Origin of the sequence: Xanthomarina sp. F1114 (assembly GCF_026410255.1) — a bacterium.
In the GTDB taxonomy this organism is placed as follows: domain Bacteria; phylum Bacteroidota; class Bacteroidia; order Flavobacteriales; family Flavobacteriaceae; genus Xanthomarina.
In genome coordinates this window covers 18,861-42,750 of sequence record NZ_JAPMLL010000010.1, presented here as the reverse complement: position 1 = coordinate 42,750, position 23,890 = coordinate 18,861, and the positions used below count along the sequence as shown (strand labels likewise).

The 23,890-nt window shown below is 31.6% G+C and carries 21 protein-coding genes; 11 read left to right on the top strand and 10 right to left on the bottom strand.

Features of this window, described 5'->3' with window-relative positions:
• Positions 1–77 precede the first annotated feature (77 nt).
• On the top strand, positions 78–308 hold the full coding sequence (locus tag OS188_RS09505) for a uroporphyrinogen decarboxylase (protein ID WP_267148605.1): 231 nt from the start codon (positions 78–80) through the stop codon (positions 306–308).
• A gap of 3 nt (positions 309–311) precedes the next feature.
• On the opposite strand, the gene OS188_RS09500 is transcribed toward OS188_RS09505, so the two are convergent.
• Both OS188_RS09500 and OS188_RS09495 read right to left on the bottom strand, forming a co-directional pair.
• Positions 312–1,472, bottom strand: coding sequence for a glycosyltransferase family 2 protein (locus OS188_RS09500; RefSeq protein ID WP_267148604.1), 1,161 nt, complete (start codon positions 1,470–1,472; stop codon positions 312–314).
• The gene (locus OS188_RS09495) at positions 1,456–2,676 is read right to left on the bottom strand and encodes a hypothetical protein (protein ID WP_267148603.1); all 1,221 of its coding nucleotides are present in this window, start codon (positions 2,674–2,676) and stop codon (positions 1,456–1,458) included. The genes OS188_RS09500 and OS188_RS09495 overlap by 17 nt, the downstream gene beginning before the upstream one ends.
• Before the next feature lie 276 nt (positions 2,677–2,952).
• Here OS188_RS09495 and OS188_RS09490 point away from each other — a divergent pair, with 276 nt between their 5' ends.
• Genes OS188_RS09490 through OS188_RS09480 form a run of 3 tightly spaced genes read left to right on the top strand, consistent with a single transcriptional unit; the run spans position 2,953 to position 6,341 of the window.
• On the top strand, positions 2,953–3,933 hold the full coding sequence (locus OS188_RS09490; RefSeq protein ID WP_267148602.1) for a GNAT family N-acetyltransferase: 981 nt from the start codon (positions 2,953–2,955) through the stop codon (positions 3,931–3,933).
• Positions 3,930–5,030 carry a DegT/DnrJ/EryC1/StrS family aminotransferase gene (locus OS188_RS09485; RefSeq protein WP_267148601.1) on the top strand — a complete coding sequence of 367 codons (1,101 nt, stop codon included), beginning with the start codon at positions 3,930–3,932 and terminating at the stop codon, positions 5,028–5,030. The genes OS188_RS09490 and OS188_RS09485 overlap by 4 nt, the downstream gene beginning before the upstream one ends.
• Complete coding sequence (locus OS188_RS09480) at positions 5,031–6,341, top strand: O-antigen translocase (protein WP_267148600.1); 1,311 nt, start codon at positions 5,031–5,033, stop codon at positions 6,339–6,341.
• Here OS188_RS09480 and OS188_RS09475 read toward each other — a convergent pair.
• A complete protein-coding gene (locus OS188_RS09475; RefSeq protein WP_267148599.1) occupies positions 6,338–7,486 on the bottom strand; it encodes a glycosyltransferase in 1,149 nt (382 codons plus the stop codon). The genes OS188_RS09480 and OS188_RS09475 overlap by 4 nt on opposite strands.
• A gap of 103 nt (positions 7,487–7,589) precedes the next feature.
• Here OS188_RS09475 and OS188_RS09470 point away from each other — a divergent pair, with 103 nt between their 5' ends.
• Complete coding sequence (locus OS188_RS09470) at positions 7,590–8,693, top strand: glycosyltransferase (protein ID WP_267148598.1); 1,104 nt, start codon at positions 7,590–7,592, stop codon at positions 8,691–8,693.
• The gene (locus OS188_RS09465; RefSeq protein ID WP_267148597.1) at positions 8,690–9,100 is read left to right on the top strand and encodes a sugar 3,4-ketoisomerase; all 411 of its coding nucleotides are present in this window, start codon (positions 8,690–8,692) and stop codon (positions 9,098–9,100) included. Before OS188_RS09470 ends, OS188_RS09465 begins: the two co-directional genes overlap by 4 nt.
• Here the strand turns inward: OS188_RS09465 and OS188_RS09460 are convergent.
• The 6 genes from OS188_RS09460 to OS188_RS09435 all read right to left on the bottom strand — a co-directional run bounded on the left by OS188_RS09460 (position 9,083) and on the right by OS188_RS09435 (position 14,409).
• A complete protein-coding gene (locus tag OS188_RS09460) occupies positions 9,083–10,021 on the bottom strand; it encodes a glycosyltransferase family 2 protein (protein ID WP_267148596.1) in 939 nt (312 codons plus the stop codon). The two genes, OS188_RS09465 and OS188_RS09460, sit on opposite strands and share 18 nt — an antisense overlap.
• A complete protein-coding gene (locus OS188_RS09455) occupies positions 10,022–10,915 on the bottom strand; it encodes a glycosyltransferase family 2 protein (protein WP_267148595.1) in 894 nt (297 codons plus the stop codon). It lies immediately after the preceding gene.
• Positions 10,916–11,008: 93 nt separating this feature from the next.
• Positions 11,009–11,539 (bottom strand): hypothetical protein, encoded by a 531-nt coding sequence (locus OS188_RS09450; protein ID WP_267148594.1) that lies wholly within the window; start codon positions 11,537–11,539, stop codon positions 11,009–11,011.
• 126 nt (positions 11,540–11,665) lie between these two features.
• Complete coding sequence (locus OS188_RS09445; protein WP_267148593.1) at positions 11,666–12,355, bottom strand: cell division ATP-binding protein FtsE; 690 nt, start codon at positions 12,353–12,355, stop codon at positions 11,666–11,668.
• Complete coding sequence (locus tag OS188_RS09440; RefSeq protein WP_267148592.1) at positions 12,333–13,679, bottom strand: hypothetical protein; 1,347 nt, start codon at positions 13,677–13,679, stop codon at positions 12,333–12,335. Before OS188_RS09440 ends, OS188_RS09445 begins: the two co-directional genes overlap by 23 nt.
• A 1-nt stretch (position 13,680) precedes the next feature.
• Entirely contained in the window at positions 13,681–14,409 is a 729-nt protein-coding gene (locus tag OS188_RS09435) for a glycosyltransferase (protein ID WP_267148591.1), read from the bottom strand.
• Between the two features lie 220 nt (positions 14,410–14,629).
• On the opposite strand from OS188_RS09435, the gene OS188_RS09430 reads away from it, so the two are divergent.
• The 3 genes from OS188_RS09430 (at position 14,630) to OS188_RS09420 (ending at position 21,330) form a co-directional block, all read left to right on the top strand.
• Positions 14,630–17,659: a tetratricopeptide repeat protein gene (locus OS188_RS09430; RefSeq protein ID WP_267148590.1), complete on the top strand. Its 3,030-nt coding sequence runs from the start codon at positions 14,630–14,632 to the stop codon at positions 17,657–17,659.
• Between the two features lie 101 nt (positions 17,660–17,760).
• Positions 17,761–19,494, top strand: a complete 1,734-nt coding sequence (locus OS188_RS09425; protein WP_267148589.1) for a TonB-dependent receptor — start codon at positions 17,761–17,763, stop codon at positions 19,492–19,494.
• A gap of 213 nt (positions 19,495–19,707) precedes the next feature.
• Positions 19,708–21,330, top strand: coding sequence for an amidohydrolase (locus OS188_RS09420; protein ID WP_267148588.1), 1,623 nt, complete (start codon positions 19,708–19,710; stop codon positions 21,328–21,330).
• Between the two features lie 289 nt (positions 21,331–21,619).
• On the opposite strand, the gene OS188_RS09415 is transcribed toward OS188_RS09420, so the two are convergent.
• Positions 21,620–22,315, bottom strand: coding sequence for a class I SAM-dependent methyltransferase (locus OS188_RS09415; RefSeq protein WP_267148587.1), 696 nt, complete (start codon positions 22,313–22,315; stop codon positions 21,620–21,622).
• 100 nt (positions 22,316–22,415) lie between these two features.
• Here OS188_RS09415 and OS188_RS09410 point away from each other — a divergent pair, with 100 nt between their 5' ends.
• Both OS188_RS09410 and OS188_RS09405 read left to right on the top strand, forming a co-directional pair.
• Entirely contained in the window at positions 22,416–22,910 is a 495-nt protein-coding gene (locus OS188_RS09410) for a YkgJ family cysteine cluster protein (RefSeq protein ID WP_267148586.1), read from the top strand.
• Positions 22,911–22,977: 67 nt separating this feature from the next.
• Positions 22,978–23,832, top strand: a complete 855-nt coding sequence (locus OS188_RS09405; protein ID WP_267148585.1) for a sterol desaturase family protein — start codon at positions 22,978–22,980, stop codon at positions 23,830–23,832.
• Positions 23,833–23,890 lie beyond the last annotated feature (58 nt).

Below are 23,890 nucleotides of genomic sequence, written 5' to 3'. Positions count from 1 at the left end.
TAGTTCAATTAATATATTAAAAAGAGGAATCCTATAAACGGATTCCTCTTTTTTCGACTTAAATAAACAGTTATTATATGGATTTTTTTGGAATTCCTCTAACAGAATGGGTTGGGTATGCAGCCATGGCAGGATTATTAATCTCCTTCACTATGAAGGATGTAAGAAAACTAAGAATTATTAATACCATTGGATGTATTCTTTTTGTAATTTATGGTTTTATGTTGCAAACTTCTTGGCCAATTATTATCTCTAATGGTGCTATAGCGCTAATTAATCTTTATTATTTAGTTCTTAAAAAGAATTAATGGTTATTTATTTGTGTTCTTTAATCCAAGAATACTAAAAAACAAACTAAAGAAAATTATTTGCATTCCTAGAAGTATGGTAAATACTGCAGGGATAATAATTCTTAAGGTTTCAGAAGGGTTTAGTTCACCAAAATTCGAATGCCTCCAAATATCGAGTCCGAAATAACTTAGTACTAATCCAAGAATTAGAAAAAGAGCTCCAATAACTAAACCTGTTTCAAGGTTTAAATACTTAAATAGCTTATTGTAACGCGTACTTTTAGGTAGTAAATTATTTTCTACGGCATAAATTTTAGTCAACGCATAAAATACGATAAACTGAAAACCAATAAGTACAGCACTTGAGGTGTAAAGTAAGGTATGGACGTCTAATTGAATTGTATTAAAACTAATTGGATGACTTATAATGAGTACAGAAGAAATAAATCCAACTAAGATTAAAAATATACCTGGAATTAAGAATAGCCATTGCGGACTGTATAAAAGTAAGAATCTTAAATGTCTCCAGCCATCTCTCCATGTATTAAGATGTGGAGCTCTAGTTCTTCCATCTGGTTTTAGGGTTGTTGGAACTTCAACTATTTTTAGATTATTCAATTTAGATTTTACAATCATCTCTGAAGCAAACTCCATTCCGGTTGTTTTTAAATCCATTTTGTAATAGGCTTCTTTGCTAAAACCTCTTAAGCCACAATGAAAATCGCCAATATCTATTCTATAGAACAAACGCCCTAAAAAAGATAAAACAGGATTACCTAAGTATTTGTGTAAGAGCGGCATAGCACCTTTTTCTACACCTCCTTTAAACCTGTTTCCCATAACTAAGTCGTTTCCGGCTCTAAGTTCTTTTAAAAAAGGAGAGAGCGCTTCAAAGTTATAACTATCGTCAGCATCTGCCATAATTATATAAGTTCCCGATGCAGCTTCAATTCCTCCTCGTAAAGCACTTCCATAACCCTTTTCTTTTACAGGAATAACTTTAGCTCCTAATGCTTCCGCTATCTGTTGAGAGCCATCGGTGCTACCATTGTCAGCAATAATAATTTCACCATTAACCTGATTCTTAACTAAAAAACGTTTTGCTTTAGAAATGCAAACTTCTAGAGTCTCAGCTTCATTTAAGCAAGGCATAACGATTGATAATTCAGGCTTTTTTTTCATGCTTGAGTAATTTTAAAAGAATGATTAGTATTAAGAAAAACAAAGAATAATTATAGAATAAATACCTCATAATGGAATGACCTGCCAAAGCAACAATCAAGGCGTTAGATAGTATTAAAGATGAAAATAAAAATAAATAGAGCATATAATTATTCCTTGAAAACAAGAATTTTATGCCACTAAAAATAAAAACAAGTAGTATAAAAAACATGAGTAATTCCGATTTAAATCCATGAACTAGATTGCTGTAATATAGTTTTATCCATTTACTGAAATTATTCTTTATTAAAACCTTTACAATATCTCCACTACTATTTTCAATTCCTACTCTGGCTTCTCTTATATCAAAACCTTGATTTAGATAATATTCAGTACCTCGATCGTGTACTGTATAGTTGCATATATTACCTAAGTTGTTGTGAAAATGCTTATAATATTCTGTATAAGAATCTCTTTTTTTACTTGATAATAACCAGTTGTTTTCCTCTAAAAAACCATAACAGTCTTTAAAAATAATCTTATCGTCTTTATTTTCTATAGATTCTATATCTGAAGCATCACTTACATAAAATGCAGCTCCAGATAAACATATATTAGTAAAAGGAGTTGAAACAAAAAGCCCGTCTTTTAATTTGTGATAGCTTTTATCCATTAAAATAATAAGAACAGGAATTAAAAACAGCAAACCAATATTTTTAAGATGGTATCTTCTAAGAGCTAATTTTTTAATTTTAATTATATAAATAACGGCTATTATAATTGGTAGCACTATAAATTGTCCGCGAGTTAAAGCCAATAAGATGAAGGTAGCCGATAGTAATCGAAATGAGTTTTGATTATAATCTGTAAAGAAATCTGCGGTAAATGCAATAAATAAAAGATAAAGCGGATAACTCAAACCTTCAGAACAAATATTATTTGCAATATATAGGGGAGCAAAAAAAGGAAAAATTAAAATGGCCAGGAAAATGAATTCACTTATAATATGCAAGTTGAGTGCTTTTGAAACTTTTGTCAATACAAGGTGTGTAGCGAAAAGTCCGAAGAGAAGCTGAAAACCTACCGTAAAAAAATCGAAATAATCTTTAAAAACAACTTGAAATAGTTTGACAAAAATCACATAGCCAGGAGATCTGTAAATATTAGCATGTAAATAGCTGAAAGTGTCTGGAGTATGAATAGCTTCATGAAAAATTAAGATCATAAAGGTTATAATATAGACAGCTAGAAACCCAGATTGTTTGTTTATGTATTTTGAGAAATTCAATGAAAATTCGTTTAGCGATTAAATATAAGTAATCCATTTAACTAAAAATGTTATTGCCATAAATTATAGTCTCTAGAATCAAAATTCTAAGAAAATGTCGTGTTTTAGAAATAGGATTCCCTTACATTGTGAACGATTTATTTTATAAAAATACAGTCATAAATTTTTTTTGAAAGAAAAGAACTTTAAATTTAGATTTTCACATCCCTACTCATGAGCGACTTTAAAGTTGTAACATATTCCGATAAAAACTTCCAACTTTGGAACCAATTTGTTCAAAATTCAAAAAATGGAACTTTTTTATGTCATCGCGATTTTATGGAATATCATAAAGATAGATTCCAAGATCAGTCCTTTTTAATTTTTAAAAATAAGAAACTCGTAGCGGTTTTCCCTGCCAATATTAAAAACCATATTATATACTCGCATCAAGGTCTTACTTATGGCGGTTTAATAGTTGCAAAGAACTCAACCTTTAAAACTACTTTACAAGCTTTTAAAGCTTTGCTAGAAACTTTAGAAGAGATAGGAGTTGAAGAATTGATAATTAAGCCAACCCCAAGAATGTATCATGTACAACCAAGTGATGAGGTGGATTATTTATTATTTAAGCTTAAAGCTCAACTATTAAGAAGGGATTTGTCTTTGGCTATAGATACAACACAGCCTATTAAAGTAAGTTCGTCAAACAGAAAGAGAGGTTTGAAAAGAGCTCAAAAAAACGAGGTTTTTGTTAAAGAAGAGCAAGACTTCGAAGGGTTCTGGAATCAGATATTAATTCCAAATTTAGAAGAAAAACACGGGGTAGAGCCTGTTCATACTCTAGAAGAAATACGTTATTTAAAATCTAAGTTTCCTAAAAACATCAGGCAGTTTAATGTGTATAAAGACAATAGTATAATTGCAGGAACAACTGTTTTTGAGACCGAGAAGGTTGTTCATGCACAATATATTTCTGCAAACCATACTAAACAAGAGTATGGAAGTTTGGACTTTTTGTTTCATCATTTAATTCATGAGGAATATAAATCGAAACCTTATTTTGATTTTGGAGTATGTAGCGAAAAAAATGGACAACAAATAAATTCTGGTTTACAAGCTTGGAAAGAATCTTTTGGAGCTAGTAGTATTTCTCATGATTTTTATAGTGTTTTTACAAAAAACCATCATTTTTTAAACGATGTTTTATTATGATAAAGTTTCTTGATTTATATAAAATCAATAAAAGGTTTGAACCTGAATTTCAAAAGAAATTTCAGCAGTTTTTAGATTCTGGTCATTATGTTTTAGGAAAAGAGGTTAAAGCTTTTGAAACAAATTTTGCAGCTTATTGTGGAACTAAGTACTGTATAGGAACCAGCAATGGCTTAGATGCTTTAACCTTAATATTTAAAGCTTATTTATGCTTGGGCAATTTAAAGCCTGGAGACCATGTTTTAATACCTGCTAACACGTTTTTTGCCAGTGTTTTATCTGTAGTAAATTCCGGATTGGTACCTGTTTTTATAGAACCAGAAGAAGAAACATTTAATATATCCATTCAAGAAATTGAGAAGCATATAAACCCTAAAGTAAAAGCTATTATGGCTGTGCATTTGTATGGACAATTAGCTAATATAGGGGCAATTAATACCATTGCAGAAAAACATAATTTGCTAGTAATAGAAGATGCAGCACAAGCTCACGGCGCAGAAACTGAGACAAGAATAAAAGCTGGCAACTTGAGTCATGCTGCTGCTTTTAGTTTCTATCCAAGTAAAAATTTAGGTGCCTTGGGAGATGGTGGAGCCATTACAACAAACAATGCGGCTTTGGCTGAAGTGTTAAAAAAAATGCATAATTATGGAACAGAAAGAAAATACGAATTTGACTTAATAGGTTATAACCATAGATTGGACGAAATTCAAGCTGTTTTTTTAAATATGAAATTGGCGCATTTAGATTCTGATAACTTGAAACGTCAGGAAATAGCAAACCGATATCTTAGTGAAATTTCATCTAAAAAAGTGGAACTTCCTTTTTACGATGGTTCTAAAAACCATGTATTTCATCTATTTGTTGTTAGGGTAAAAAATAGAGATAAATTTGTGTCCTATTTAAAAAATCATGATATTGAAACTTTAATTCATTATCCAATTCCCCCTCATAAACAGAAGGCTTTAATTAATTTTAGTCATTTAAATTTGCCTATTACTGAACAGATTCATAAAACAGTTGTTAGTTTACCAATAAGTCCAGTTATGTCTAACCAAGAGATAGCTCAGGTTGTAAAAATAATAAACTCTTATTAGTTGAAACGCTTTGTAAAGTATATAAATAATAATGTGTTAATTAAGGTAGCTTCGTTAAATTCGGTGTCTTTAATTACTCGAATTGTTGGAGGACTTTTAACTTCTAATGCCATAGCCCATTTTATTGGGCCGGAAGGGATGGCACTAATTGGAAATTTAAGAAACTTCCTATATTCCATTCAGTCCATTTCTACTTTAGGTTTATACAACGGAGTAGTGAAATATGTTGCCGAATTTAAAAGCAATACTTTTGAGTTAAGTAAAACAATTTCATCTGCATTTTACCTAGGTTTTATTTCAACAGTAATCGTGTCATTTGCATGTTATTTTAATGCAGAAGCGATTAACAATATAATTTTTCCCGAGTATAACGATTACGCCTATGTAATAAGAGTTCTTGCTATAGCTCTTCCCTTTTATACCTTAAACCTGTTTACTTTTTCTATAATGAATGGTTTTTCAAAGTTTAAAATTTTGATTATAATCAACATTATCGGACAAATCTTAGGTGTTTCGGTGACTCTACTTTTAATCTATAAAAACCGTATAGATGGCGCATTAATTTCGGTAGCTATTTCAGAATCTTTAATCTTTTTAATTACGCTTGTAGGTATTATTAATCAACGTAGTTTAATGCCTCTTATAAAAGTTAGTAATGTTAGGTTTACAACCATTAAAAAACTAAGCTCATTTTCTATAATGGCTTTGTTTTCTGCTATAGTTTTACCCTTTGTAGCTATTGCTATAAGGTCTTATATTATAGATAATGTGGGCTTTAAAGAAGCAGGTTTTTGGGAAGGGATGAACCGGATTTCTAATTATTATTTAATGTTTGTAAGTTCTTTATTAACACTATACATTTTACCTAGATTATCCGAAATTGACAATGCTAAAGAATTTAGAAATGAAGTGTTTAATTTTTACAAAACCATAATACCAATTTTTGCATTTGGGTTGTTTCTTATCTATTTGCTTAGAACTTATATTATTACTATTGTTTTTTCCAGTGAGTTTAAGCCTATGGAAGAACTGTTTATATGGCAGCTTTTAGGAGACTTTGTAAAGGTGTTGTCTATTGTAATTGCTTATCAATTTCTAGCAAAAAAAATGTTTTGGCACTATATGATTACTGAAGCTTTTTCTGTAATAGTTCTATATCTTTCTAGTGTCTTGTTTATAGATATGTATGGAGTTAAAGGTGCAAATATTGCACATTTTGTAACTTACGTATTGTATTATGGCGTGATACTTTTAATTTTTAGCTCTTCACTTTTTGGAGTTATTCCAGAAAAAAATGATTATAATTCTTAAACCTTAGAGTGATTTTTCCAGGTATCTAAATAAGTTCGAGCTATGTTTATATAGTCGTGCTCTTTCTCAACAAATGCACGCGCGTTTTTGGAGATTTCTAAAAGGTTTTCGGGTTGGTCTATTAACCATTCTAAGTGTTTTACTAAATTAGAAACTTGAGGCAAAGCGTTTATTGCCACCGTATTTTCTTTTAGATTATAATAATCTAGCCATTCATGCTCGGCCCCAGTAAATACCACTTTCCCTCTAGACATAGCCTCTAAGGCATTAAAACCTTGATCGTAGGCTAAAACTTGATCCAGTATAATATGTGCGCGATTATACTTTTCCAGATATAGATTATATGGAAGGTCTTCTGTTCTAATTATTTCAACTTTATCCGGATATTTATCAGCTATAATTTTTAAAGCTGAATCGAAAAAGGGACCTCCTTTTTTAATATAATTTTCAGAATTCACTCCATGAAAAATTACAATTTTATCTGAAAGATCTAATGGAGAATACACAAGTTTTTTAGTGTTAATAGGGTTAGGGATTAATCCCAGATACTGCTTATGGTCCTTTAATGGAATATGATAATCTAAATCTGAAGCTATAACACCTTGTATATGTTTGTAAATATATTTATGAAGGTCTTGATATGGTTTTGTTAAATACTTAAGGACAGACCAATAATCTCTTTTTGATAATTTGCCTTCAAAATAGGGATCTAAAATAGAGTATTTAAATTTTTTCTGAAAGGCATATTCTACGCTTGGAACATCGGCACCACAGGATAAAAGAAAAACATTTTTGTTATTTGAAAATATAAAATCCAGTAGCTTTTTTTCAATTTTTGGAACTGTATAAAAACTGTTTTCGTTTATTAATTGAACAACATCATATCCTTTTAAGTTATTTTGATGTTTCTTAAACTGGTTTTGAAGGTCTATTGACGTCAAATCCGTTTTTGTTAACTTATTAATTACCTTTTTGGAAAGTAAGGATGCTCCTGTTTTGTAATTCTCTTTAAAACAGATATCAACAGGGTATTTTTTAAAACCATCAGAGGTTCCGGCAATTACTACTTCATGACCCAATTCTTGCAGTCCTTCTTTAAGAGAGTTGTGTAATCTGCTATATTCACCAAGAAGTAAGATTTTCATTTTAATTATTAGTTTAGTGCCTAATTTGAAAAAGCAATTTAAAAGACTTTATTTAGACTAAGCGCTATTTCATTTATTATATTTGATTTTTTAAATCTCATCTGTGCAAAGTAACAATAAAAAGATTTGTTTGGTTGTATCTTCTTTAGGAAAAGGAGGTGCGCAGCATTCGGCTGCCATTCAATCTCAAATGCTTGCTAAGCTAGGATATCAGGTTCATATTGTAACTGTTTTTCCTGAAGTGTTTTACGCGTATTCTGGGACTTTGTTTAATTTGGGACTTTATAAGAGTGAGAAGAATTCTGTTTGGAATAGAATGTCAAGGCTTTTAAAATTTAAACACTATTTAAAAGAACAGAATTTTGATATTATTATAGATCATCGATCTCGGGTTCAGGCATATCGTGAATTTATTATTACCAAATTCATTTATAAAAGTCCGACTATTTATGTTATTCATTCGTTTGAAACCTCGATTATGTTTACCAAGTACCCTGCTTTAAATACGTATTTATACAAAAACGAAATTATGGTAGGCGTTTCTAAAGCAATTACAGACTTTTATAAAAATGAATATCAGCTAACCAAGATTCAAACTATTTATAATTCTTTTCTTTTTGAAGAGATTCAAAAACGCGCAGAAGAGCCAGTTACAGACAAACTTTTAAACGAAGGTTTTATTTTGTTTTATGGACGCTTGGATAATTCTTCAAAAAATATAGAACTTCTTTTAGAAGCATATAAAGCATCTAAACTTAGTTCCAATAATATAAAACTATTGCTTTTAGGAAATGGTCCGGACCAACAGCATCTTATTCAATATGCAGAAGACTTGCAATTAAGCAATGACGTTGTATTTAAGCCTCAGATAAAAAATCCGTTTCCTTATGTCAAAAAAGCTTTATATACTGTTCTTACCAGTAGGTATGAAGGATTTCCTCTTGTTATACCCGAATCTCTCTGTTTAGAAACACCCGTTATTTCTGTAGATTGTAAATCGGGTCCTAACGAAATAATAAAACATGGATTTAATGGTTTATTGGTTGCAAATTTTAATGTGAATGCATTCGCAGAAGCCATGAATAGTTTTATCTTTGATGACGCTTTATATCTTACATGTAAAGAAAATGCTAGAAAAAGTGTCTTGCCGTTTTCTATGGAGCATATAGCACTACAATGGGAAGATTTATTAAAAAACACAGTATGATTACCAGCATAAAAAATTTAGAAATAATAGACATCCCAAAAGTTCAGGATCCACGAGGGAATCTGGCTTTTATAGAAAAAGATATAATCCCTTTTCATATTAATCGTGTATATTATTTGTATGATGTACCAAGTTCTGCCCATCGTGGAGGTCATGCTCATAAAAAATTATATCAAGTTTTGGTCGCTTTAAGTGGAAGCTTCGAAGTGCATTTAAAAGATGGTGAAAATGAAACAAAAATCACACTTAATAAACCGGATAAAGGTCTGTTAATTGTACCTGGTATATGGAGAGAGATTGGTAATTTCTCTTCAGGATCAGTATGTTTAGTATTGGCGTCTGAAGAGTATGATGAGTCTGATTATATTCGTGATTACGAAGATTTTAAGCTATTTAAACGGACTTAAATCTATATGTAATTGGCGTAAAATATGTTGGGTTTTTAAAAGTAAAACCAGCGTATTTTTATGGCAATTTAATAAAAACCGTTGCTTGTAATTTAAATTTCCTCTGTCTAAATTATTTATATAATATGCTTGCTGCTTTTTATTATTAACTAGCTTATATTGGAGTGCAATAGAAAACCGATTTACATCTAAATACTTTTTAAGCGAAGGATTCTTTTTAGCAGCTTCTTCATAAACATCTAAATCTAAAAACTGACGTAGATTAGTGTTGGAATTAGAAATCCTGTTTTCTGCGTGTAGATTATAAATTGCCGTAACATGGTTATTGAAAGCAACTTGGTATTGGAGTGCTATTCGTATCCATAAATCGGTGTCTTCTCCAGCGCCAAGTGTAATTTTTTCATCAAAACCACCTAGGTTTTTTAAAACAGTTTTTGGTACAACTACTGCCGAAGTCCAGGCAATACAACTCACTAAACTAGATTTAAAAAAGTCGTCTACAATTCCTGTCCAATTTTGTGGAATGTTTAGGTAATTTGATGCTATAGATATATGTCCTATTTTCTTTTCGTAAGCACTGGCGTAAAGTCCGCAATCAGGATAGGTATCAATCAAATTTTTTAATGCTTCTAAATGATTGGGTAACCATAAGTCGTCTGCATCTAAAAACGCTATATACTCGGCAGACGCTTTTGTAATACCAAAATTTCTAGCATGAGAAACCCCCTGGTTTTCAATATTAAAAATTCTAATTCTAGAATCTGTTAAATTTTTAACCTGTTTTAAACTTGAATCTGTAGAGCCATCGTTGATTATAATTATTTCAAAGTCCGGACAGGTTTGGTCTAAAGCACTCTGAACGGTTTTTACAATAAAATTTTCTTTATTGTACAATGGAATGATTATGGAAAATAATGGCATTTATCGCGTGTATAGACTACAAAGGTAACTTAATCTACATAAATCGAAAATGAATAGCGAAGGTTTTTTGGAAAGCAAATTTCTTTTAAAATAGCCTTTAAAAACTTTATAAACTAGAGCTAAAATATAATGGAGTCCGAATTTTTTTAGTTTAAAAAATACGCGTGTAATTTTGGTGTAATCTTTTGGAATAAGTCCTTGATTTAAGAATAAATATAAAGCATCAACAGATTCCAAAGACTTCTTAAAAAAATGATCGCTTTCTTCTAAGCCCATGTGGTAAGCTGGGTTCTCAATATGCTCTACTTTTATATTTTCAACTTTTAAATTGTAAGAAAAGAGTGTGTCTTCATGTCTTAAATTAGGAATATCTTCATTAAAAGAAACTTTAGAAAAAACACTTTTTTTAATTAGAAAATTTAGAGTTAAGAATGTTAAGTATTTATTCTTATTTCGTTCTATTGCATTAAGGGCTTCTCGTTCATTTCCATACACCCAACGCAGTAAATTATTTTGGTGTGGTCTTTCTTCTTTATATAAAATGCCGCCATAAATAACTTGTGAAGTTTCTGTAATAGCATCTAAATATCTGGAAATAAAATTGGTGCTTTTTGGAATAACATCGGCATCTAAAAACAGCAACCATTTATATTTGGCATCCTTGGCTAATAGATTTCTAACAGCGCTTCTCCCCATGTTTTTACTTAAAATATGATAAGAAGTGTTGGTTAATTTATTAATGCTTTTATTGGAACTTATAATGGTTTGATTGGTAGAACCATCATCATAACAGCAAATTTCAAACGGGATATTGAGCTGGGTAATTTGCTCATGTATTTTAGCAACAAGAGTAGTAATATTATAATTGTATGTGGGAATTAATATAGACAGCATCTGCGCTTTAATAATATTTCAAAATTAATATGATGAACACTTTTTGTAAGTTCAATAGTTCAAACTAAAAAACCATTTGGAAGTTTTATGTAATTATTTTTTTACTCCATCTGGTATGCCTTTATCAAGTCTGGATTTTCCGGTTTTCTCTTCTAATATGGAAACTAGGTCCTGGAATCCAACTAAATGCATATGGGCTTTAATGGTATTGTCTGAACTGATAATTTTTAATTCGGAACTAACTTTTCCAAAAGAGAAGTCTTTTATTTCTTTCCATTTCATTTCGTTCACTTTTCCAAACATAGTTGTTTCTACAATTCCGGTATCTGTTATTTTAATATGGGCTATATATGCTTTAGAAAACAGAATTAACCCGGTAATTATTGCTATTATACCAGAAATAGATGCTAGAGTTTTGTCAGTTCCATTAGCAAAAAAGGAAGCGAAAATAAATAAACCCATACCAGCTATTAAAACTATAATTCCAACCCATAAATACAGCTTTGGTAATTGAAGAATGATATCGTTATCTTTATTTCTTTTCGGTGCTTTCTTTGAAGCACTGTAAAGATAAGCCATTAGGATTGAGACTATTAAAATAGGAATTATATTTTCAAGAATCATAGAGTAGAGATTTGATGGTTTTTTGTTGAAATGCTATATATGTGTTAAGTCACTACTAATTACCTGTAAGAATCATAGTCCGATATATAAGAAATCATGTTTTGGTATCACTTTCTAAGACTAAAATTACGTAGTAGGTTTGCTACGTTGTACCACTTCAAACACTTGGTTCTCGTCGCATTTAAGAGTTTTACTCGGGTATTTTAAAAGCAAAGCATAATCGTGAGTTGCCATTAAAATAGTATTTCCATTCTTATTAATCTCCTGTAAAACTTCCATAACCTCAATACTCGTTTGAGGGTCTAGATTTCCTGTAGGCTCATCTGCTAGAATTAACTCCGGATCGTTAAGTAAAGCTCTGGCTATAGCTACCCGTTGCTGCTCGCCACCAGAAAGTTCGTGAGGATATTTAAAACCTTTGGTTTTCATATCAACTTTTTTCAAAACTTCATCTACACGAGTATTCATATCGTTTTTGTTTTTCCATCCAGTAGCTTTTAAAACAAATAACAGATTGTCGTTTATAGTTCTATCTGTTAGCAATTTAAAATCTTGAAAAACAACCCCTAATTTTCGTCTTAAAAACGGAATATCTTTTTCTTTTAAAGTTCTTAAATTAAAATCTACAATACTTCCTTCTCCTTTATTTAAGGGTAAATCGGCGTAAAGAGTTTTCATAAAACTACTTTTTCCAGTTCCAGTTTTTCCTATTAAATAAACAAACTCACCTTTGTTTATTTCAATATTAATATTGGAAAGTACAAGGTTTTCACCTTGAAATATAGAAGCATCTTTAAGATAAAGTACGTTTTGCATAGTTGTTTTTTAGGGTCATTATATTTACCACCACAAAGTAAACAATTAAAGGGAAATAGGGAAAGGAAAATCTAGAATTTGAACCATAAGCTACTAAGGCTTGCGCCAAAGATCCGGAAAGAACAATGGCAACAATTAATAAGTCGAGGTCGAAAATCTGACATTTAGATTTAAAAAAATGGAAGAGTTTTTTTATAGAAAAAATTAAGAACAATATATTTAAAAGAATGAGTAAATAATTCTGTAAATATATCCATAAGCCAATAAGTCCTTTTCTAATATAGAAATTTTCAAATTTTTCTACATTCCATAAAAGTGTTGTGGTAAACCAAAAGTCTCTAAAGGAAACCAATACTTGTTTTGCATATAAATCTGGATTGTTTTTTATTAACGCTTTAGAAATTCTACCAAACTCCAGCACTAGCTCATGTTTTGTTAAATTTGTTTCCTCTAACAATTCATCGTAGGCATACCAAGCTGTCATAGGGTATTTGTAATAGGGTAGGTTTTCTTCAATATAATCTCTGTTTTTCACAAAAACATCTCTTATTAAGGCATCTTCATCGGGCGCTTTTTCAAAAAAGGAGGTAGTCATTTGGGCTAAATTCATTCCAAAATAATACGAGCTAGTAAACTGTCCAATATTTCTTTCGTTTAAAGAACACCAACCATAAAATGTAAGTAGTGGTAAAAAGCTTAATATAACTGCTTTTAAAAGAACTTGTCTTATTCCGAAGTTGAAGTTTTTTACTAAATAGAACAGCGAAAAACCAATAGGAACATATATAAACATTGGCCTTATCAGGTACAGAAAGCTCAATATAATTGATAATATTATATAATGTTTTAGCGAGGTTTCAGATTTTAAAACTTTAAATTTTTGAAGATACCAAAAGGATAAAAACAGAAAAAACAGGGCGAGTGTTTCTGTTAGAATAGCAAACTCGTAAAAAACGAAATGTAAAAATGATGTTGTAATAAAAGCTATCCAAAAGGCTGTTTTTGTGCTTCCGGTTTTTGTTTTGCTGAAATCGAAAATAAGATAAAGACTTAAAAGACCGAGTAAGTTTTGGATAAAGACTGTGAGGTATATATTTCCGCCAACTAAAGCTATTAATAAAGGCAGGCCAGGAGTGCGTTCTCCAGAATAGTTTTCTAAACTAAAATTTAATAGATAATTTGCTAGATTGAGATAGTCTTCAGAATCTGGGTAAATGGTAACACCCTGGTAAAAAATAAACACCAATAACCTTATAATAATGCCATAACTAAGCAAAATAGCTAAGGGATATTTATTAATATATGTATTTAATTTTTTAAACATGTTATTTCCGATATTGAAAATAAATTTTAATTAAATCTGTAGGAACTTTTAATAAATCGAAAAAGGTGATTTTTGAATTTCCTTTATCATGCCATTTTTTCAGAGGCACTTCAAGAATGGCTTCCTTGCAAAAATCGTTTCCCTTTAATTTGCTAGTTCTTAGCAGGAGTTCTACGTCAAATAACCACTTACTAACAAAAGCTTCTTCAAAAATCTCTTTAGCTAATTTTGTTTCAATTACTTTAGCACCACATTGGGTATCGTAAATAGGCATTTTTAATATAAATGTGTGTACCACTGTAGCCAAAAACCTTCCTGAAATATGTCGTATTTGACTTCTTTCTATAGATGAGTTTAGTTTTTTTATGCGAGATCCAATTATAAATTTTGCTGTATTGGAGGTAAATGTAGTTAAGCGTAGTATTTCATCTAAAGAAGTAGATAGGTCAGCATCTAAATAAGCCAGGTATTGATATTTCTCGGCATCTAAGTTTAATACAGCATATCTAATAGCTTCAGCCTTTCCTACATTTTCTTCAAGATTAAACACCGAAACATTATCAAACTTTGATTGTAAATTGGTTAATAAAGAGACGGTATTATCAGAGCTGCCATCGTTGACAAAGCATAAGTCTATTTCGTGATGATTTTTTAAAAAGGTATTAAAATCTTCAGTTTGAAATCTAAACTCTTCATTATAACAAGGAATAATTACACAGGTTTTTTGCATACAATAGATTCTACCTTTCTTAAGATTTGTAAAAGTAACGAGTTAAGATTTAATACTAATGAAATATTTCTCAATTTATAAAAATAGAACCAAACTTTAAAACGAACTAATTCTGAAGCCAAAATACAATAATAACAAGTCTGTTTATAATTATAACATAATTCTAACGTTATAAAATTAAGATTGAATTATCTTTGATTTTAATTGTAAAAACGCCTCTATGAGTATCCCTAGAATTCTAATTTTTGTTATTGCTTTTAGCTTTAATTTAAATGCTTTTAGTCAGGAATCTGCAATCTACACCAATCATTTGGCAGACTATCAGAAAGCTTTAAAATTGTACGACAATCAGCAATATGCTGCTGCTCAAGCTTTATTCACAGAAATTCAAAAAACAGCAGAAACCGAGGTTTTACAATCGGACTGTGCTTTCTATATAGCCAATAGTGCTATACGTTTAAACCAGAGAAATGCAGACCAATTAATGGAGCGTTTTGTAAAAGATTATCCAACCAGTACCAAAAGAAATACAGCCTATGTAGATGTGGCTGAATATTACTTTAAAAATGGAAAATATGCTCATGCCAAAAAATGGTACGATAAGGTAGATGAAAATTCTTTAGCCAGAAATGAACGTGAAAAGTTTAATTTTAATAATGGTTATGTCGCTTTTACAACAAAAAACTTTAAAGACGCCAGAAAATACCTTACGCGTGTAGAAAACTCTCAGAAATACGGATCGCAAGCTAAATATTATATTGGGTTTATGGCATATGAAAGTGACGATTATAACCAGGCAAATCAGTATTTTGATCAGGTTAGCGACAATGATAAATACAGAGAAAAGCTGTCTTATTATCAAGCCGATTTAAACTTTAAATTAGGGAAATTTGAAGAAGCAATTAAGCTGGCTAAAGAACAATTGCCTAACAGCGATAGGTATGAAGTTTCTGAGTTGAATAAAATTATAGGTGAAAGTTATTTTAACCTTGAAAAATATGCCGAAGCCATTCCTTATTTAACCGAATACAGAGGCAGAAAAGGTAAATGGAATAATACCGATTATTATCAATTAGGCTATGCCTATTACAAACAAAATAATTACGAAAAAGCCATTTCGGAATTCAATAAAATAATTGATGGAAACAATTCTGTAGCTCAAAATGCTTATTATCATCTAGGGGAAAGCTATGTGGAGTTAGAAAAAAAGCAAGAAGCATTAAACGCGTTTAGAAATGCTTCGCAAATGGATTTCGATTTAAAAATTCAGGAAGACGCCTGGTTAAATTATGCTAAAATTAGTTATGAGATTGGAAATCCATACCAATCAGCTCCTCAGGTTTTAACCAGTTATTTAACTAAATATCCAAATACAGCTTATAAAGAAGAAGTAGAAACACTTTTAATAGATTCTTATATCACTTCTAAAAATTACCAGGAAGCTTTACAGTTACTTAAAGGAAAAAATAGCTTCGAGAATAAAGTGGCTTATCAAAAAGTAACATTCTATAGAGGCTTGGAACTTTATGATGACGCAAAATATCAGGAAGCTTTAGAAATGTTTTCCAGCTCCTTAAAGGAACCTAGGGATGCCAGATTTACCACAAGGGCCACTTTTTGGAAAGCAGAAACAAATTATGTTTTAACTAATTACGAAGATGCATTAATTGGTTTTAAACAATTCCAGCAACAAGCAAATGCTTCTGAAACACCAGAAAATAAAAACATTAATTACAATCTGGCCTACACATATTTTAAGCAGAAAAATTATACTCAAGCTATTTCACATTACAAACAGTATATTTCAAACGTAAAAAATGATGCTATTCGATTAAACGATGCATACTTAAGGTTAGGAGATGCACATTTTGTTTCAAGTCAGTATGGTAATGCCATTAAAGCTTATGACGAAGCTATAAAAATAAATAAAATTGATGCGGATTATGCATTCTTCCAACAAGCTATAAGTTATGGTTACGAAGGTAAATCGGCTAAAAAAATATCAGAATTAGAAAATTTCCTTCAAAAATATCCAAATTCTAACTTGCGCGATGATGCTATGTTCGATTTGGGGAATTCATACGTAAAAGCAAATGAAGATGTAAAAGCCTTAAAAATATATTCCAAACTTCAGGCAGATTACAAAATGAGCACCTTTGTACCAAGGTCTATGTTGCGGCAAGGTTTAATTCACTATAATAAAAGTGATAACGAACAAGCGTTAAATACTTTTAAAACAGTTGCCAAAGATTATCCAGGAACACCAGAAGCTAATCAAGCAGTAGCTACAGCCCGATTAATTTATATAGATTTAGGTCGTGTTAACGATTATGCTACTTGGGTAAGAACCTTGGATTATATGGAAGTAACAGATGCAGATTTAGATAATACCACGTACGAATCTGCCGAAAAGAAGTATATAGATAATAAAACAGACGATGCTATCAAGCAATTTAACAGCTATTTAAATCAGTTTCCAAAAGGTTTAAACAGCTTGAAAGCTCATTTTTATTTAGCTCAATTGTATTATAAAAAGGGTTTAAAAGAGAATGCTGCCCCACATTACCAATATGTAGCAGATGCCTCTCCAAGTGAATTTACTGAAGAGTCATTATCCAAAGTATCACAAATATATTTAGAGAAGAAAGATTGGATTCAGTCTATTCCAGTATTAAAGCGATTGGAGCAAGAAGCGAGTTTTCCACAGAACGTTATTTTTGCACAATCTAATTTAATGAAAGCCAACTATCAGTTAAATAAATATACTGAAGCTGTTTCTTATGCTGAAAAAGTATTGAATCAAGGGGTTGTGGATACAAAAATTAAAAGCGATGCTCATTTAATTATTGCCAGATCTGCTATAAAAACCAAAAACGAAGAACGAGCAAAAACAGCTTATGCCGAAGTTGAAAAAACGGCCACAGGAGAAGCTGCTGCCGAGGCCTTGTACTATAATGCCTATTTTAAAAATAGAGCTGGAAGTTATGAAGCTTCCAACGAAGTGGTTCAACGTTTAGCTAAGGACTTTTCCAGTTATAAATATTTTAGTGCAAAAGGCTTGGTGCTAATGGCTAAGAACTTTTACCAATTAGACGATGCTTTTCAAGCCACTTATATCCTAGAAAGTGTAATAGAAAATTTCAAAGAATTTAGCGAAGTAGTTACTCAAGCTCAAGAAGAGTTAAGTAAAATTAAAACGGAACAAGCCAAAACCAATGCCTCAATTTTACCAGAAGACGATGAAGATTGATTTAGTTATCAGTCGTCCGTCTATATTACAATCTCAGGCGGTCAGACAGTCTCGGTTAGTAGTAATTTGTAAATCATAATTCGTCCATAAAATTTAAATCTATGCGAAAGCACATTCATAAAATCATTCTTTTAATTCTTGTTTTCCAAGTAAGTATAACTTCGGCTCAAGAAAGAGGTAACGATACCATTAAAACCGATGTTATTCAAGTAGTAAAACCATATACGCCAACCATCTCAGATGCGTTTAAGGTGAAGGAAATACCAACTTTAGACGACGATGAAACTACAGCCAAAAAAGAAATAGAGTACAATATTTTTTCTTTTCCCGTAGCTTCAACCTTTAAACCTGCAAAAGGAAAAGCAGCTGTTATAGATAAGGAGAAACCTGCTATATTTTACGATAATTATGCCTCCCTTGGTTTAGGAAGTTATACAACCATTTTAGGCGAAGTTTATTTAAATCATGAGTTGAGCTCCACAGATAATATTGGCGGTTACTTAAGTCATCACTCTTCACAAGGAGGTATTGACGATGTGTTATTAGACGATTATTTTTATGATACCAATTTAAATGTAAAATTCTCCAGAAAGGAAAGAGATTTAAACTGGAATGTGGAAGGTGGTTTTAAACATCAAGTGTTTAACTGGTATGGTTTGCCACAACCTTATTACGATGTAACCTCTCCAGAATCTCAATATGGTGTTAGTCATACTTATTACGGAGCAAATATTGGAGGAGATATTTCATTTCAAGACTCCTATTTTAGAAAAGCCAATGTTATGTTTAGACATTTTGGCGATAATTACGACTCGGGAGAAAATAGATTTTCAGCAGATTTCTTAGCAGATCTTCCTATTTCAGACTTGGATATTTCGGCCAAAGTGATGTTGGAATTCCTTGGAGGATCTTTCGATAGATATTATAATATAGATTCTGAAAACAAGTATGGCAATTTTAGTATTGGTTTGGCTCCAACTTATAGATATACTCAAGACGACTTGACTTTAGATTTAGGAGTATCTCTATTTTATTTAAACGATACTCAGGCTAAAGAAAGTAAGTTTTATATCTATCCTAATATTGCAGCTTCCTACCGTTTGGCAGCCGAAGTATTGATTGCGTATGGAGGAATAAAAGGAGGTTTAATTCAAAACACCTACGAGAATTTTACGGAAGAAAATAAGTTTGTATCACCTACTTTATTAATTACCCCAACCAATCAACAATATCATGGGTATGTTGGTTTAAGAGGAAAAGTATCTAATAGTGTGAGTTATGATATTAAAGGAGCTTATTTCTCCGAAAAGAACAAAGCGCTTTATAGACACAACGACATAGTTTTTATCAACCCAGAAAAAACCTACCAGTATGGGAATTCTTTCTCTGTGGTTTATGATGATGTGTCAACTTTCAATATCGGAGGTGAGCTAAGTATTGATGTGAACCGAAATTTTAAATTAGGCCTTAAAGCAGATTTCTTTGCATATAGCACAGATAATGAAAGTGAAGCTTGGAACTTACCAAATATAACCAGTTCTTTATTTATGGATTACCAGATTGATAAGAATTGGTTTGCAGGAGCCAGCTTGTTTTATACTGGCGAGCGCAAAGATCAAGTGTATGATAGCATGGTGGCGCCAGTAACTTTTACCTCCAAGACTTTAGATGGCTATTTTGATGCCAATGCTCATGTGGGGTATCATATAAACGATAGACTTTCGGTATTTGTAAAAGGGAATAACCTAGCAAACCAGAATTATCAACGTTGGTTAAATTACCCAGTACAAAGCATTCAAATTATTGGAGGAGCTACTTATAAGTTTGATTTCTAATTCCCACGAAAGTGGGAATCTCATCAAAAAATTCTAAATCATTAATAAAAGCGTTCAAAATTTGAACGCTTTTTTTGTCCCCTTGAGGATTATTGAGATGAAAGCATTCTTTCATTGAATTTCGCGAATCTTGCTTATTAAAGGTGTTTTTTTATATTTACACAAATTTTCTGATATTCATCTAAAAGATTCCCATGTACATGGGAAATACCTATGAAAAAACTCCTTTCTATTTTCGTTTTAATCTCCATTCTTTCTTGTAGTAAAGACAAGGAACACGTAGATTCTATTGTTATCAATGCCAATGCTTATACGGTTAATTCAAGTTTTGATAAAGCTGAAGCCTTCGCTATAAAAAACGGTAAGTTTTATAAAATAGGAACATCTAAAGAACTTCAAGAGACTTTTGAAGCAGATACCATTATTGATGCTAAAGGACAGACCGTTTTTCCAGGATTTATAGATGCACATTGTCATTTTTATGGCTTAGGAACAAATCTTCAAAAAGTAGATTTAAGAGGAACAACGAGTTTTGATGAGGTCATGAAACGCGTGTTGGATTACCAAAACGATAAACAAACAGATTTCATTATAGGACGTGGTTGGGATCAAAACGATTGGGAAGATAAAAACTTCCCTAATAAGAAATTATTAGATGCCTTGTTTCCTGATACACCAGTGGCTTTAACCAGAATTGATGGTCATGCATTGTTGTGTAATCAAGCGGCTTTAGATTTGGCGAAAATAACCAAGAAAACAAAAATTGAAGGCGGAGAAATAGTTCTTGAAAATGGTGAGTTAACAGGGGTTTTAGTCGATAACCCTATGGGATTGGTCTATGACGTTTTTCCAAAACCTGATAGAGAATTTCAAATCAACGCCCTTTTAGATGCACAAGACATCTGTACAGAATTGGGTTTAACAACGGTTTCAGATGCTGGATTAGATAGAAATGTTATCGAGTTAATTGATAGTTTACAGCAAACAGGCGATTTACAAATGCGTGTATATGCCATGGTAGAAAACTCTAAAGATAATTTGGATTACTTTCTTCCAAAAGGAAAAATTAAAACAGACAGACTAAATGTACAATCAGTAAAAGTATATGCCGATGGGGCTTTAGGGTCTCGTGGTGCGGCTTTAAAAGCTCCTTATTCAGATAAGGAGAATCATTTTGGCGCCATGGTTATCGGACTTGACGAGTTAGAAAGTCTAGCAAAAAGACTTGAAGCTGCCAGTTTTCAAATGAATACGCATGCTATTGGAGATTCTGCCAATAGTTTTGTTCTAAAAACTTATGATAAAATTTTACAAGCAAAAAGAGATAGACGTTGGCGCGTAGAACATGCACAAATAATTACAGACAACGATTTTGAAATCTTTAAAAACGAAAATATCATTCCATCAGTGCAACCTACTCACGCTACAAGCGATATGTATTGGGCTGAAGATAGGTTAGGAGCCGAACGTATAAAAGGAGCTTATGCCTTTAAAACTCTACTAAATGCAAGTGGGAAAGTGGCTCTTGGAACCGATTTTCCAATAGAACATGTCAGTCCGTTGTTAACTTTTTACGCATCGGTTTCCAGACAAGATGTAGACGGATATCCTGAAGGTGGTTTTAATATAGAAGATGGTTTATCTAGGGAAGAAACCTTGAAAGGCATGACTATTTGGGCCGCTTATGCCAATTTTGAAGATAATGAAAAAGGAAGTATTGAAGTTGGAAAGTTTGCGGATTTTATCATTTTAGATCATGATTTAATGACCACAGATTTAAAAAACATTCCAAGTACTAAAGTGGAACAAACGTATATAGGTGGTGTAAAGCAATAGGCTTGTTGCTTGTTGCTGAATAGATTGGTTTAGCTTTTAAAGATACTTTTGTTAAAAGTCAAAAGCGTTAACGGAAATAGATATAAAAACTCGATTATGAGATTTCCCACTGAACAACGTATTGTAGATAATATTATAAATAAGTGATATAGTTTGTGCCTTTAGGTAGACTTTATTGGTTGAATATTTTTTAGTTACAGCTTAAACATCGTGTCTTTGAGTACGACATGTTGGTAAACTTAGCGCCTTTGCATCTTTGCGAGAAAAATTATAAAGCTTTAGTGAGAAATTAACTTAGTCTCGCCAAATAATCAAAATGGTCGCCGTCCATCACTTTTTCGCATTTCAATCCCACACTTTCGCAAGCAAATTCTAAGCTTTCAAAATCTAAATACAACCATTTCATTGGCGCTTCATCTTCATTTTTATAGCTTAAAAAATAATCTAATTCGCCGTAATAATTCGCATTGGTATCAATCCAAAGTCCGCCATCTTCATCTTCGTACATATATTTAATATCTGAAGAATCTATCAGAATCTGTCCTTTCGGATTTAAAAGCGATTTTAAATGTTTTAAATATCTGGCAACTTCAGAAAGTTCTTGAAAAATGCCTGTACCATTCATAAGTAATAAAATAATATCGAAAGTTTCAGTTTCATCTAAAATATCTTTTAGTTCCACCTTTAAAACACCCCGTTTTCTAGCAACTTCAATGGCGCCTTTAGAGATATCAATAGCTTTTACATCAAGCCCTTTTTCTTGTAAATACAAACTGTGACTTCCAGCACCGCAACCAACGTCCAACACCTTTCCTTTAGACAGTTTTAAAGCTTTTTGCTCTAGTTTGGGCATTTCTTTAAAGTCCCTAAAAAGATAGGGGAGCGCTAGTTCGTCTTCGTCCGAAATATTGGTAGAAGTTATTATATCTTCTGTGTAATTATCATTTTGATAATCTAATAAGGCTTTTCCAAATAGGTCTTTCAAGGTATTTTGTTTGTGTTATGTTGAACACAGTCGAAACATCTTTTTTAAATTTTAGATTCTTCGCTTCGCTCTAAATAACAAGTTTCATTACTTTTGTTTTATGCAAGAATTTATTAAAATACTTCCTAAACTCGCCAAAGATAAGCATAAGGAAAATAAAACCTTCTTTGCTAAGCTTAAAAAGAAGCCTCCAAAACAATTGGATTATATCATGCAGGAATTGCACGAAGAGGAGTTTGAACGAACCGATTGTTTAAACTGCGCCAACTGCTGTAAAACTACTGGTCCTCTGTTTACAGATAAAGATATAGTGCGTATTTCTAAGCATTTTAAAATGAAACAACAGCAATTTATAGATGCTTATTTACGTATTGATGAGGACAACGATTATGTTTTACAAGCTGTGCCATGTCCTTTTCTGGGAGCAGATAATTATTGTTCTATTTACGATGTAAGACCCAAAGCTTGTAGCGAATTTCCCCATACCGACCGGAAAAAGTTTCAGCAAATATCCAATTTAACTCTTAAAAACGTCGCCATTTGTCCGGCGGCTTATAATATTGTTGAAGAAATGAAAAAACGAATTAAACTGTAACTTGAATTCTTTAATTGTAAAATTGAAATTTTAATAATTTTAGTATATTTAGTCAAAATTATTACTCTTGGAAACTATTTTTAATTATTTCGAGACCATTCCAACACTTCATAGAGCATTACTTCTAGCTGGAGGAATTACCTTATTTTGGATTATGGAAGGGGCTTTACCATTGTTTAAATTTTCATATAAAAAATGGAAACACGCTTGGCCTAACTTCTTTTTTACAGCCACAACCATAATAATTAATTTTGGTCTGGCATTTTTGTTGTTATTCTCAGCAGATTGGGTTAAAGCAAATAACTTCGGAATTATAAACTGGTTACCAGAAATGCCTCTATGGCTTTATGCTGGTTTAGGTGTTTTATTATTAGATTTTTTTGGAGCATATTTAGCACATTATGTCGAACATAAAGTAAAACCTTTATGGATGATTCATATTGTTCACCATACAGATCATTATGTGGATACAACTACCGGAAATAGACATCATCCTTTAGAAAGTGTTATTCGTTTCGCTTTTACTTTATTGGGTGTGTTTATTGTTGGAACTCCAATTGCCGTTGTGTTTATGTACCAATCTTTATCTGTAGTTTTTACGCAACTAACACATGCCAATATAAAAATGCCTAAAAAACTGGATAAATTAATGAGTTACTTCTTTGTGTCTCCAGACATGCATAAAATTCATCATCATTACGTGTTGCCATATACGGATTCTAATTATGGAAATATCTTTTCTATCTGGGACCGGATTTTTGGAACTTATATGGAGTTTGATAGAGAGAAATTAGTTTATGGCGTGGATGTGTTTCCAGATGAAGTTAAAAATGGTCAAATAAAGGAACTATTAAAGCAGCCATTTACAAACTACGAAGAATCTACTGTTATTCCGGAAAAAGAAATTCTTAAAAAAATATAACAACAAACGAATTTTGAAGTTTATTATAACGTATTTTGCACATCTAATAATTCTAAGA